At 62.5% G+C, this 12,453-nt stretch carries 12 protein-coding genes; 8 read left to right on the forward strand and 4 right to left on the reverse strand.

Features of this window, described 5'->3' with window-relative positions; genetic code table 11:
• The first annotated feature begins 120 nt into the window (after positions 1–120).
• The 4 genes from LRX75_RS01600 to LRX75_RS01615 all read left to right on the forward strand — a co-directional run bounded on the left by LRX75_RS01600 (position 121) and on the right by LRX75_RS01615 (position 5,864).
• Positions 121–918, forward strand: coding sequence for an NAD-dependent epimerase/dehydratase family protein (locus LRX75_RS01600; protein WP_231811451.1), 798 nt, complete (start codon positions 121–123; stop codon positions 916–918).
• Positions 919–954: 36 nt separating this feature from the next.
• The gene (locus LRX75_RS01605) at positions 955–1,674 is read left to right on the forward strand and encodes a hypothetical protein (RefSeq protein ID WP_231811452.1); all 720 of its coding nucleotides are present in this window, start codon (positions 955–957) and stop codon (positions 1,672–1,674) included.
• Between the two features lie 101 nt (positions 1,675–1,775).
• Positions 1,776–3,368 (forward strand): FAD-dependent oxidoreductase, encoded by a 1,593-nt coding sequence (locus tag LRX75_RS01610; protein ID WP_231811453.1) that lies wholly within the window; start codon positions 1,776–1,778, stop codon positions 3,366–3,368.
• 270 nt (positions 3,369–3,638) lie between these two features.
• Positions 3,639–5,864 carry a PAS domain S-box protein gene (locus tag LRX75_RS01615; RefSeq protein WP_231811454.1) on the forward strand — a complete coding sequence of 742 codons (2,226 nt, stop codon included), beginning with the start codon at positions 3,639–3,641 and terminating at the stop codon, positions 5,862–5,864.
• A gap of 136 nt (positions 5,865–6,000) precedes the next feature.
• Here the strand turns inward: LRX75_RS01615 and LRX75_RS01620 are convergent, their stop codons facing one another.
• The 4 genes from LRX75_RS01620 to LRX75_RS01635 all read right to left on the reverse strand — a co-directional run bounded on the left by LRX75_RS01620 (position 6,001) and on the right by LRX75_RS01635 (position 9,084).
• Positions 6,001–6,480 (reverse strand): response regulator, encoded by a 480-nt coding sequence (locus LRX75_RS01620; RefSeq protein ID WP_113151497.1) that lies wholly within the window; start codon positions 6,478–6,480, stop codon positions 6,001–6,003.
• Positions 6,477–7,583 carry a PAS domain-containing protein gene (locus tag LRX75_RS01625; RefSeq protein ID WP_231811455.1) on the reverse strand — a complete coding sequence of 369 codons (1,107 nt, stop codon included), beginning with the start codon at positions 7,581–7,583 and terminating at the stop codon, positions 6,477–6,479. Before LRX75_RS01625 ends, LRX75_RS01620 begins: the two co-directional genes overlap by 4 nt.
• Positions 7,584–7,708: 125 nt before the next feature.
• Positions 7,709–7,981: a WGR domain-containing protein gene (locus LRX75_RS01630; protein WP_231811456.1), complete on the reverse strand. Its 273-nt coding sequence runs from the start codon at positions 7,979–7,981 to the stop codon at positions 7,709–7,711.
• Positions 7,982–8,049: 68 nt separating this feature from the next.
• On the reverse strand, positions 8,050–9,084 hold the full coding sequence (locus tag LRX75_RS01635) for a GntR family transcriptional regulator (protein WP_231811457.1): 1,035 nt from the start codon (positions 9,082–9,084) through the stop codon (positions 8,050–8,052).
• A 97-nt stretch (positions 9,085–9,181) separates the two neighbouring features.
• Here LRX75_RS01635 and LRX75_RS01640 point away from each other — a divergent pair, with 97 nt between their 5' ends.
• From LRX75_RS01640 to LRX75_RS01655, 4 genes are read left to right on the forward strand one after another with little or no spacing between them, the layout of a single operon-like run.
• On the forward strand, positions 9,182–10,336 hold the full coding sequence (locus LRX75_RS01640) for a mannitol dehydrogenase family protein (protein WP_231811458.1): 1,155 nt from the start codon (positions 9,182–9,184) through the stop codon (positions 10,334–10,336).
• The gene (locus tag LRX75_RS01645) at positions 10,333–11,016 is read left to right on the forward strand and encodes an amino acid ABC transporter permease (RefSeq protein ID WP_231811459.1); all 684 of its coding nucleotides are present in this window, start codon (positions 10,333–10,335) and stop codon (positions 11,014–11,016) included. The genes LRX75_RS01640 and LRX75_RS01645 overlap by 4 nt, the downstream gene beginning before the upstream one ends.
• A 12-nt stretch (positions 11,017–11,028) precedes the next feature.
• Positions 11,029–11,688: an amino acid ABC transporter permease gene (locus LRX75_RS01650; RefSeq protein ID WP_231811460.1), complete on the forward strand. Its 660-nt coding sequence runs from the start codon at positions 11,029–11,031 to the stop codon at positions 11,686–11,688.
• Positions 11,672–12,400 (forward strand): amino acid ABC transporter ATP-binding protein, encoded by a 729-nt coding sequence (locus LRX75_RS01655; protein WP_231811461.1) that lies wholly within the window; start codon positions 11,672–11,674, stop codon positions 12,398–12,400. The genes LRX75_RS01650 and LRX75_RS01655 overlap by 17 nt, the downstream gene beginning before the upstream one ends.
• Positions 12,401–12,453: the final 53 nt, after the last annotated feature.

A 12,453-nucleotide genomic window follows, 5' to 3' on the forward strand; every position in this document is an offset into this window, starting at 1 on the left:
TGCGTCTCCGACTGATGTTCGATGCAGTATACGTGCATCCGCCGCCACTGATATAGCCGATCTGTTGACGCGATTCCAGCAGCCTGTATGATAAGTTCGACAACAGAGGAGGAATTGCCGTTGAAACGACTGCTGGTAACGGGCGCTGCGGGCGGGCTGGGCCGCGCGATGCGCGAGCGACTGGGCAAGATGGCCGACATCGTCCGGTTGTCCGACATTGCCGATCTTGGCGACGCCGCGCCGAACGAGGAGCTGATGCCGTGCGATCTCGGCGATGCCGACGCCGTTATGGCGCTGGTCGACGGGTGCGATGGCATCCTTCATCTCGGCGGCATCTCGGTCGAGGACACGTTTTCGAAGATCCTCAACGCCAATATCGCAGGCCTCTACAATCTTTACGAAGCCGCACAGGCGCATGGCCAGCCGCGGATTCTCTTTGCGAGCTCCAATCATACGATCGGCTTCTACCGGCAGGACGAGCACATCGACGCGACGTCGCCGATGCGTCCTGATGGTCTCTATGGCGTTTCCAAGTGCTTCGGCGAAGCGCTGGCGCGGATGTATTACGAGAAGTTCGGGCAGGAGACGGCGTTGGTGCGCATCGGCAGCTGCTTTGAAAAGCCGCGCAACCACCGCATGCTCGCAACCTGGATGTCCTTCGACGATTTCGAAGCGCTCATCGGCCGGGTCTTTCATGCGCCCTTGCTCGGCTGCCCGATCATCTGGGGCGTTTCGGACAATGACTGCTCGTGGTGGGACAACAGCGCAGCCGCCTATCTCGGATGGCGACCCAAGGATAATGCCGAGATCTTCCGGGCCGAACTCGACGCCGCCATACCCGTGCCGCCGAAAGACGATCCCGCATCGCTTTACCAGGGCGGGCCTTTCGTGGCAGAGCCGATCCATAGGGATTGCTAGGTCGATCCGAAACAGGGCAGCGTGAGGAGTGTGAGCATGGACTTGGCAATTACTCTGGCGGAGGCTATCCGGAATGGCGGAAGCGTCGATATCGACGCCGTGTCGCAACCGGATCTGGTCGAGGCCTATGCGATCCAGTCCACGATTCTCGCTCGGCTGGGCATTGATCCCAAGGGATGCAAGCTTTCCCTGCGGAGCGACGGGGTGCTCCGCGCTCCGCTGTTGTCGGTGACCGAAGCGGCAAGCTTTTCCCATGAGCCCGGGCTGAAGCTCGAGGTCGAGATCGCGCTCGTTCTCGGCCGGGATCTGCCGCATCGCGCCGAGCCCTATGGCCGGCCGGAGATCCGGGACGCCGTCGCCGGCGTTCACATCGGCATCGAGTTCGTTCGCAGCCGCTATGCGGGCGGCCCGCAGGGGCGCACCGCCCTGCTGGTTGCGGATCTCATGAGCAATGCCGGCTATCGCGTCGGGCCGGCACTCGAAGCATCTGTTCTCGACGAAGGCCGGGCAGCGGACGATCTTCGCGTCACCGCTGGCAACCAGTCTCTCTTCGATGCGCCGGGTGTACATCCCGACGGCAATCCTCTGGCGGCACTTGTCGCCTACGCCAACGAGGCCGGTCGTCCAGACGGGACGTTGCGGCAGGGCATGGTGGTTACCACGGGCTCCCTCTGCGGAGGTCTCGGCATTCTCGCACCGGGGATCGTGACCATCGCGCTCGGGCAGACGACGTGGAGCCTGGAAGTCTTTGGGTAAGTCGTCCGAGATCTAAAAAATCCGGCGTCGATACGCTCTTTCGGGAATTGTCTTTTCTGCGAACATTCGATATCCCTGAGATAACCGGGGGTTGTTGAAATATGATACGTCTTGTTGTGCTGATAAAGCAGGTCTGCTTCGCTCTTGGGCTCTGCGTCTTGTTCGGAAGCGCTCAGGCTGCCGCTGCTGTTTGCCAGCGTGCCGATGTCGTGGTGTACGGCGGAACGCCGGGGGGCATCGCTGCAGCGATACAGGCGGCGCGCCTGAAGAAAACCGTCATCCTCCTTGAGCCCACCGCGCATATCGGTGGCTTGATGTCCAACGGCCTGACGAAGACCGACGCATCGCCGCGCAAAAACGTCTATGGGGGCATTACCGCTGAGTTTCTGGGCAGGGCAAAGGCCTATTACGGGACGCCGGACCCCATCCGGATCTATTTCGAGTCGAAATGGGCCGAGTCTACATTCGCCGACATGCTGGCCACCGCAAAGGTCAGGGTCGAGTTCGGCGAGCGGATTCTCAAGGCAACAAAGGTGAAGGCGGCTCTGACCGAGATTGCGATGGTCTCCGGAAACGCCTATTGCGCGACGGTGTTCATCGACGCCAGCTACGAAGGCGACCTGATGTTCAAAGCCGCCGTCGACACAATGGTGGGGCGTGAAAGCCGCAAGAAGTATGGCGAATCGGCTGCAGGCGTTCAGAGACTTGCACGTCCGCTGGTTGCCAACAAGCAGATCCTTGTTGATCCCTATGTCATTCCGGGTAACTCTCAAAGCGGACTACTGCCGGGTGTCATCGGGGTCGGTCAGAAGCCGCTTGGCTCGGCCGACACCAGCATGATGGCCTTCAACTATCGGCTTTGCGTCACTGACACCGCCGACAACCGCATCCCGTTCTCCAAGCCTGACGGATACGATCCCGTGCAGTATGAAACGACGGCACGGTTCTTCGCCGCCATGGAGAAAGCCGGTCTGGGTATAGACGAGGCTTACTTCGTCGGTCGAACGTTGACCGTTCGCAACAAGCTTGACGTCAATTCGTTGCGCTACTTCTCGACCAATGTCTGGCATATCGGTTACGACTACACCATGGGCACGGAGGCCGTGCGCGAGCAGATCCGCACGAGGGTTCGCAATCATATCGCCGGGTTGATGTGGTTCGGCCAGACGGATCCGCGCGTCCCGGAGCATGTGCGACAGTATATGACGAAGTTCGGCTACTGCGCCGACGAGTTCACCGATAATGGCGGCTTCCCCCACCAGATGTACGTGCGGCAGGCGCGGCGTCTGATCGGTCAATTCGTTCTGACGCAAAAGGACCTTGTCAAGAAGACGACGTATAAGGACACCATCGGCCTCGGCTTCTATCCCATGGATGAGCATGGCATGATCCGCACCGTGCTGAACGGTTATGTCGCCGATGAAGCGCGCGAAAGCATTAGCGTCGGTCCTTATGAGATACCGTATCGCGCCATGCTGCCGAAGGCGTCGCAAACGACCAACCTTATCGTTCCCGTCGCCATCTCGTCGAGCCATGCTGCCTTCACGTCCGTGCGGGTGGAGCCGACCTTCATGGTGCTCGGCCAGGCCGCGGGCGCCGCTGCGGCTCTGGCGCCGTCGGGCAATGTGAGCAAGGTCAACGTCAACGATCTCCGCAAGAAGCTGTCGGCGGCCGGGCAGATCCTGAAGTTCTGATCTCACGTCGCGAACCGGCCCCGCGTGCGGAGCCGGTCCATCCGCGGCGAGGTCGTCGATGAGAGGCGCCCTCTGTGTGCCGCGCGGGTTACACAGACCGATTTTCCGACGTCATTTCTGTTATCGACACGGCAACGCGTATGTTTCCGTCGGAGCCGGCTTGAAATACCGGCCTGTGCTCGTATGTCTGAGCCGAACATCGCGGCCACTGGATTGTCCCTCTGGCGCGGGTCGGGGAAGATCGGCCGTATCAAGGTCGACAAGGTCAGGATGAACGCCGAAGAACTCGCCGCCCAGCGCATCGCTGCGATCCGTCGCAGCGGACTCCTCGACAAGGCCGGAAACGAACAGTTCGGGCACCTGACGGAGCATGTTCGCGCGGCGCTCGACGTCCCCGTCGCCATCATTTCCATCGTGGATGAAAATCGGCAGGTTTTTGCCGGTCACTGCGGCCTGCCGGAGCCTTGGGCTGCGCGCGGAGAGACCCCCATCACCCATTCGTTCTGTCGGCATGTCGTGGCAACCGACGACGTTTTGACGATCGAGGATGCGCGCCTGCACGCGCTGGTGCGCGACAACCTGGCCATCGACGATCTCGGTGTGGTCGCCTATCTCGGCGTTCCCATCCGCCTGCCGGACGGGCAACTGATCGGCGCTCTCGCCGCCATCGATACCAAACCGCGCGTCTGGACCGAGCGCAACCGGATGGCGCTGGAAACGCTGGCGAAGGTCGTCGAGAAGCAAATCGAGGTCGGCGTTTCCGAGCTGATGTATCGCTCGCTCTTTCACGACATGCAGGAAGGCTACTATGTCGCAAGTGCCGTGCGCGATGCGGCGGGCGGCATCGTCGATATCCGGTTCGAGGACGTCAATCCGGCCTTCCAGCGCCTGACCGGCATGCTACCCGAGATGGTCCTCGGGGCCACCCTGTCCCAGATCGCGCCCGGCGTGCTCGACGACATGATGCCGGCCTATCGCTCGGTCTTCGATCTCGGCGAGCCTATCGTTCACGTGAACCGGGCAACCGAAATCGGCGGAAAATGGTTCGAGAACCGCATTCGCCGGATCGGGTCCGATCGCGTCGCCTCCGTCTTCTCAGACGTGACGGCACGCAAGCTGGCGGAAGAGCGCCTGCTGAAGAGCGAGGCGCACTGGCGTGGCCTGTTCGAGCAGCTCGAAGAAGGTTTCATCCTCGGAGAACTGATCCGCGATGCGGATGGGGACGTGATCGACTGGCGTTATATCGAGGTCAACCGGGCCTGGGGCGAGCTGGTCGGCATGGCCCCGTCCTCGGCTGTCGGGCGAACGGTTCGCGACGTTTTCGGCGGCATCGAGGACGAGTGGATCTCGGCATTTGCGCATGTCGTCCACGCCAACGAGCCGCTCGTTTTCGTGCGGGAGGTCGCCACGACCGGCCGGTGGTACGAAGGACATGCCCAGCCCGTCGATGAAGAACGTTTTGTCGTTCTCTTCGTGGAGGTCACCGAGCGACTGAAGCTGGAGGCCGAGCTGCGCGACCAGCAGCAGCAGCTCTCGACCATCATCGACACCATGCCGGTCGGCGTGCTGCTTGCGGAGGCGCCGACGGGCCGGATCATTCTCCAGAACGAGCGATCGCAGCAATTGCTCGGCCACGACGCGACCGCCGCACAATCGGTGGAGGAGTACGATATCTTCGTGGCGACCCATCACGATGGCTCACCGTTCGATCCGAACCACTATCCACTGGCCCGCATCATGGCCCGCGAATGCGACAGCGCCAAGGTCGAGGTGCTCTACCACCGCCCGGACGGCAGCAAGACCTGGATCTCGATCGTGGGCGAGGCGATCAAGGACCGTTCCGGAGAACTTACGGGCGCCGTCGTCGCGGTCACGGACATTTCGGACCGCAAGGTGGTCGAGGCCGAGAAGGAACTCATCAACCGGGAAATGGCGCACCGGCTGAAGAATATGCTGGCGATGGTCCAGGCCATCGCCGCGCAGACGTTGCGTCCTGTCACCGAGCAGGCGCATGTGCGCACCTTCGAGAAACGGCTCCATGCGCTCAGTCGGGCGCACGACGTCCTGCTGCACGACAATCACGATGCCGCGCCGATCCAGGCGATCATGGCGACGACGCTCGAGAGCGTTGCACCGGCGGACCGGGTCGATCTGCGCGGTCCGCGAACGATCGTCGGCCCGAAGGGCGCGCTGTCACTGGCGCTTCTGCTGCACGAACTCGGCACCAATGCGGTCAAATACGGCGCGCTGTCGAACGTGCACGGCCGCGTTGCGATCGACTGGTTCATCGACGGGGAGGGCGCTGAGCGGGCTCTGCACATGACATGGCGGGAGACAGACGGGCCCCACGTCACGCCGCCGGAGCGCAAGGGTTTCGGCACGAAGCTCCTGCGTATGGGCCTCGCCGGCGCTGGCGGCGTCGATGTCGACTACGCGCCGACCGGTCTGGTGGTGAAGATGAAGGCCCTGCTGACGCAGCTTCAACAGGCGGAGTAGACCGCCCGTCTGCGTCGCAAGGTGCATGTCGCGGAAGCGGATCCGCCGGTTTTACCCGTGCCTTCGAAAGTCACGACGGTTTCTCGGGCGATACACCGGCAACGACGTCTCACAAACCGACCGGGAGTGAGTATCCCTACCGTTCCATCTGAGACCGCGACGACCAGATCTCACGCACCGCTGGCGCGGCCACGAAACTCGATGGCTGGCTGGATGCCGGCGGCGGGTCTGCGATGCCTTCGCCAAGATAGTTCAGCGCCGACAGAAAGCCGCTGCGCGAAAAGGGCTTGGCGATGACGCCGTGTGCGCCGGAGAAATCTTCCGGGATTTTCTTCGGGTTAGCAGTCACGAAGACGATCACGGCGGAAGGCCACCGGTCCTGTATCAGCTTCGAGACGTCGAGCCCGTTGGTGCCGCGGGCAAGCTGCATGTCGACCAATGCCAGATCCGGCACCGGTTCGGTCGCCATCGCCTCGACCTCGTAGAGAGACGCGGCTTCCCCAACCACGCTGTGGCCAGCTTCCTCGACCATCATTTCGACGTCCATGGCCAGCAGAGGTTCGTCCTCGACGATGAGAACCTGAAGGGCCTTGAAGACCGAGGGGGAGGGGGTCATGATGTCTGCTCCATTTCGGGTATGCGCAACGTCACGCGGGTGCCTGTGGGCAAGCGGTCCCATGCGACGGTCGTGCCGCTTTGCGGTGACAGGCGTTTGATCAGGGCGTGGCCGAGACCGCTGGATGCGGGGTCCATCACCAGTCCCACGCCGTCATCCTCGATCGAGAGCGTGGCCTCCTCACCCTCCCGCGTTGCGATGATCGACACCGATCCGGCGCGGTTCTCGCGCAGGCCATGCTTGATGGCGTTGGTCAGAACTTCGTTCAGGATCAGCCCGAGGGCCGATGCGTGCTCGGAGCGCACCTCGATCGGCTCGATATCGCATTTCAGCCGGATATTGCTGCGCCCGCTGGCGCCGATTACGTCCGACGCAAGATTTGCGGCAAAGGCTGCAACGTCGAAGCGCGTCACGTCGTCTGCCTGATAGAGCCGACGATGAACGGTTGCGAGCGCGTCGATCCGCTCCATCATCGTTTCCAGCTTCACCCGAATGTCGGCATCGTCGATCGCGCGGACCTGCAGCCGCAACAGGGCGCCGATCATGGTGAGGTTGTTCTTGACGCGGTGATCGACCTCGTGAAGCAGCAGCGTCTTGGCTTCCAGCGCCTTTTCCAGGTCTGCCGTTCGGCGGCGGACCTCGCTGTCGACGGCCGCTTTCTGCGCAGCGATCATCTCCTGCGCCATCACCCGATCCGTCACGTCGAGCTGCGATGCGAAGAAGAACTGAACGTCCCCGCTCTTGCCACGGACCGGGCTGAGGAAAAGAGCGTTCCAGAACGTAGAGCCATCCTTGCGATAGTTCAGAAGGTCGATGTGAATGCTCTCCTCCGCCTCGATGGCGGTGTGGATTTTCGCAACACTGGCCTTGTCGGTATCGGCGCCCTGAAGGAACCGGCAATTTTGGCCGATGACTTCTTCCCGGTCATAGCCCGTCAGGTTCTGAAAGGCTTCGTTACAGAAGACGATGGGATTGTCGCGTTGCGCAGGATCCGTGATGACCATTGCCATACGGGTCGCACGAACGGCTGCAGCGAAGGGGTCACCCCGGCCATGCTCGTAATCGAGGATCTCCGTCAGATGCCAATCATCTTTCTGGCTCATGCGTACTCCAGGCGCCGAAAAAGAGGCAATTACGACGGTCACTTACAATGCCATATCGCGCCGTTTGTTCCGATGCGATGCGGCCTGTCGGTCGAGCTGCGTGTATTTACCGCTCACAGCGCACTCTACGCGTCCGGACTGTGATTGGATCTGAACGGTCTCGGTCGATAACCTCTTTGTCGTTTCTGTCGGGCGACCTGCAGAAAAAGGGCGAGGGCCGCCGCCTCGTCTTCGAACAGGTGGATTTTCTCGCGCCCTGTCGTGCCGATACGCCCCCAGCGGCGGACGAGCGAGGCCTGGCCGAACAAAGACGGCTCGATCGACAGGGCGTAGAACCGGGCCATGTTTTTCGATGGCTGGGTCCGTTCGATATAGAGATAGGTGGGGTGCGGGTTCATGCAGCGAGAATCGCCCGTGGCGACAGACGCGTCCAACCAAACTTATGAATCGATCAAGGATGTCCGATTCACGCGGGTGATGCATCCGGGCCCACTGGCACCTTCATGCGCAGGTCGATCGAGCGCAACAGGTTGGACCGCGCGGTTTTGAGGTGCTGGCGGCAGGCGCGATCGATCGCCCTCACGTCGCGGCGCAGCAGGGCCTCGATATAAGCGAGATGCTCGGTCAGCGCGGTGAAGGTCCGCTGTTTTTCGTCTTCGGCGTCCCATTGGGCGTTGTAGTGGAACAGCATCGAGATGATGTCGTAGAAATCCTTGATGAACCGGTTGTCCGCCGTCTCATGGACGGTGCGGTGCAGGCGTTCGTCCAGATCGGGAAAACGGCCGTAGTCGGTGTCGACGCTTTCAAGCAGGGCCCGGTGTTCCGCCTCGATCGTCCGCATGCGCCGCCAGGGCGCGGACTCCTCGGGCAGTTCGATGAAACTGCGCGCGGCGCGCAGTTCGAACATTTCCCGCACCTCGTAGATCTCGTTCGCAAAAGCCGGCGTGACGCCCTTGAAGAGCCAGGCACTGTTCGGGCGCCGCTCGATGAGGCCGAAATGCTGGAAATGCGGCAGATGTTCGCGGATGATCGTGGTCGAGGTGCCGAACTGTCGGGCCAGCTCCGCAGCCGTGAGAAGATGACCGGGGCCGATATGGCCGTCGAGGATCCATTCCAGAAAACGCCGTTCGACGGTGGCGCTGGTCGATACGGTCTGCATGTCGGGAAAGGCATCGTCCGGCTCGGGATGGCGCGCCAGACGGCGGGCGCCTTCTTCGCGACGCAGAATGCCTGCGGTCTCCAGCCCCGCCATGACCGTGCGGATCGTGGTGCGGCTGACGGCAAGGGCCTGCGAAAGCTCGTTCTCGGAGGGCATTTCGGCGCCCAGCGGCAGGCTCCCGCACATCGCGAGGCAGCCGTTGTAACTCCGCTTGTAGACGGCATTCCCCTTCATTCCAAACTCCTCCCGGCCGGTCCCCATGTCGGCGCCTTCCTGTTTATTGCATAAAATAAACAAAATAAAGCATTGCGGGTCAGTTTGTTTTTTGTATATAAAACGCAAGGGAGAGGCTGAGGAGGATCGAACGCATGACCCATTTTAAAAGCCAGAGAACCGCGCGCTCCAAGCCTTCGGTTGCCCGCGCGCCAGAGCTTAGCGCATGAGCACGCGCATCCTTCAGTTCGGAACCAGCCGGTTCCTGCAGGCGCATGTCGATCTCTTCGTTCACGAGGCGCGCGAAGCCGGTCAGGCCATCGGTCCCATCACCATCGTGCAGGTTTCGGGCTCTGCGGAACGCGCCGGTCGCGTGGCCGCCTTCGGACATCCGCAAGGCTATCCGGTGGTCATTCGCGGTCTCGAGGCGGGTCGCCAGGTCGAGCGCCGGATCGCCGTGACATCGGTCGATGGCGGCCTCTCCGCGCAGGCCGATTGGGCCAGATTGACGGCGCTGTTTGCAAGCGACACCGGTTTCGTCGTCTCCAATACCGGTGATCGTGGATACGAAGTCTCGGACGACGATCGAAGCGACGCGCTGTTTTCCGGCTGTGTCCCGTCCTCGTTCGTCGGCAAGCTGACGGCCCTGCTTTTTCATCGCTGGCAGGCGCAGGGCGGTCCGTTGACCGTGCTGCCTTGCGAGCTTCTGAACCGCAACGGCGACATTCTGCAGCAAGCCGTTCTTTCGCTTGCAGCCGAGGCCGGCGCGGATGAGGCCTTCCTGCACTATCTGGAAACCGAGGTTCTCTTCGCCAACACGCTCGTGGACCGCATCGTCTCCGAGCCGATCGAGCCGGTTGGCGCTGTGGCCGAGCCCTACGCGCTCTGGGCGATCGAGGCGAAGCCGGGGCTGGCGCTTCCCTTCGATCATCCATCCGTCGTCCTGACCGACGATCTCGAGCCCTATGAGCGGCTGAAGCTGCACATCCTCAATCTCGGGCACACGCTCCTCGCCGACATCTGGCTGCGCGAGAGTCGTGCCGCGAACGAGACGGTGCGGGCCCTGTTGCAGGATGCGACCGTGCGCGAGCGGCTGCTGGCCGTCTACCGGCAGGAGGTCGTGCCGGGCTTTGCAGCCCATGGCATGGCCGAGGACGCGAAGGCCTATGTGGACGTGACGCTGGAGCGGTTCGACAATCCGTTTCTCGACCACCGCGTGGCAGACATCGCCCAGAACCACGGCGTCAAGATCGAGCGGCGGATCGCCGCGTTTCTCGACTGGGTCGCCACGACAGGTACCACGCCGGCGGCCCCGATCCTTCGCAGCGTTATCGCCGGGCAGGCCGTGGCGACACCTCATACGGAGAGGGCAAAGGCATGACCTATACGTTCGATTTCTCCGCGCTTCTGCCGTATTGGCCGGATTTCCTCTGGGGCGCGGTTCTGACGCTGCAGCTGTCCGCCGTCGCGACGGTTGCCGGCTTCATCGTCGGCACCCTCTGTGCCATCGGTCGGGCCGACGGCTCGCCGGTCGTCAAGGCGATCGTCGCCGCCTATGTCGAGGTGATCCGCAACACGCCGCTGCTGGTGCAGGTCTTCATCATCTATTTCGGCATCGCCACGCTCGGCATCCGCGTCTCCGCCAATCTCGCGGCCATGATCGCGCTGACCGTCAATGTCGGGGCCTATACCTGCGAGATCGTGCGCGCCGGCCTCCAGTCCATCCACCGCTCGCAGGTCGAGGCGGCGGAGTGTCTCGGGCTCTCGAAACCGCAGATCTACTGGCACGTGATCGTCCGCCCGGCCATCGAGCGGGTCTATCCGTCTCTGACCAGCCAGTACGTGCTGCTGATGCTCGCATCCTCGATCACCTCGCAGATTTCCGCCGAAGAGCTGACCGCCGTTGCCAACCGCATCCAGTCGGGCACCTTCCGCGCGTTCGAGACCTACATCGTCGTCGGTATCATCTATCTCGTCCTGTCCTTCGTGATGCGCGGTGCCTTCTCCGCCTTCGCCCAGGCAGCCTTTACCCGCCGGCGCAAGCTCGGCACGACATTGTGAGGCGACCCTGTGATGACGACCCCCACATTCAGCCTGCTCCACGTCGAATTCCTGGCATGGGCCGCTCTCTGGACGCTCGGCCTCTCTGCCATCGCCTTCATCGGCGGCGGTCTGCTCGGCTTCGGCGTCATGCTGGCCCGCATCGGGCCGTCGAACATCCTGCGGCGGGCGGCCAGCACCTACATCCAGATCGTGCAGGGCACGCCGCTGCTGATCCTTCTGTTTCTCATATATTACGGCATCGCCATCTTTGCCGGTCCCGGTTTTCCCGCCATCCTCGCGGCGGGCGCGGGCCTGACCATCTACGCCTCCGGCTTCCTCGCCGAAATCTGGCGCGGTTGCATCGAGGCCGTGCCGAAGACCCAGTGGGAGGCTGCCGAATGTCTGGCGCTCACACGCTGGCAGCGCATGACGCGGGTCATCCTGCCGCAGGCGCTGCGCATCGCGACGCCACCCACGGTCGGTTTCCTCGTGCAGATCGTGAAGAACACGTCGCTCGCCTCGGTCATCGGCTTTATCGAGCTCGCCCAGGCCGGCAAGCTCATCAACAACTCCATTTTCGAACCCTTCACCGTCTTCATGGTGGTGGCAGCGTTCTACTTTGCGATCTGCTTCCCGTTGTCCATGTGGAGCCGGAAGCTTGAAAGGAAGCTCAATGTCGCCGGTCGTTAAGCTCAACAACGTTCACAAGTATTTCGGGGCTCTCAAGGTTCTGGAAGGCGTATCCTTCGAGGTCGAGCGCGGCGGCGTGGCCGCGGTCATCGGCCAGTCCGGTTCGGGCAAGTCCACGGCGCTGCGCTGCATCAACGCGCTGGAGACCATCGAGGACGGCACGATCGAGGTCTGCGGCCATGCCGTCGGCGACCCGAAACTCGACCGCCGAGCGCTCCGCCGCGATGTCGGCATCGTGTTCCAGAGCTACAATCTCTTCCCCCACCTGACGGTGGAGCAGAACATCATGCTGGCGCCGACCTGTGTGAAGTCGATCGGCAAGAGCGAAGCGCGCGAACTCGCGCGGGATGTGCTGGCGCAGGTCGGACTGTCGGAAAAGGCGCAGCAATATCCCGAGCAGCTCTCGGGCGGCCAACAGCAGCGCGTGGCCATCGCACGGTCGCTCGCCATGCAGCCGAAGCTGATGCTGTTCGACGAGGTCACCTCGGCACTCGATCCTCAGCTGACGGGCGAGGTCCTGAAGGTCATGGAGGATCTGGCGCGCGGCGGCATGACTATGATCCTCGTCACCCATGAAATGGCATTCGCCCGAAAGGTCGCAAGCCAGGTCATCTACATGCACAAGGGCCAGGTCTGGGAGACCGGGCCCGGCTCCATGCTCGACGCCCCGAAGACGCCGGAACTGGCGAACTTCGTCGGCAGCGGCCTCTGACGCGCGCGACGTGCCTCACAACAAGCGCACGCAAATGCGCTACAGTCTTTCAA

Source organism: Rhizobium quercicola (genome assembly GCF_021168455.1).
Classification (GTDB): Bacteria; Pseudomonadota; Alphaproteobacteria; order Rhizobiales; family Rhizobiaceae; genus Ferranicluibacter; species Ferranicluibacter quercicola.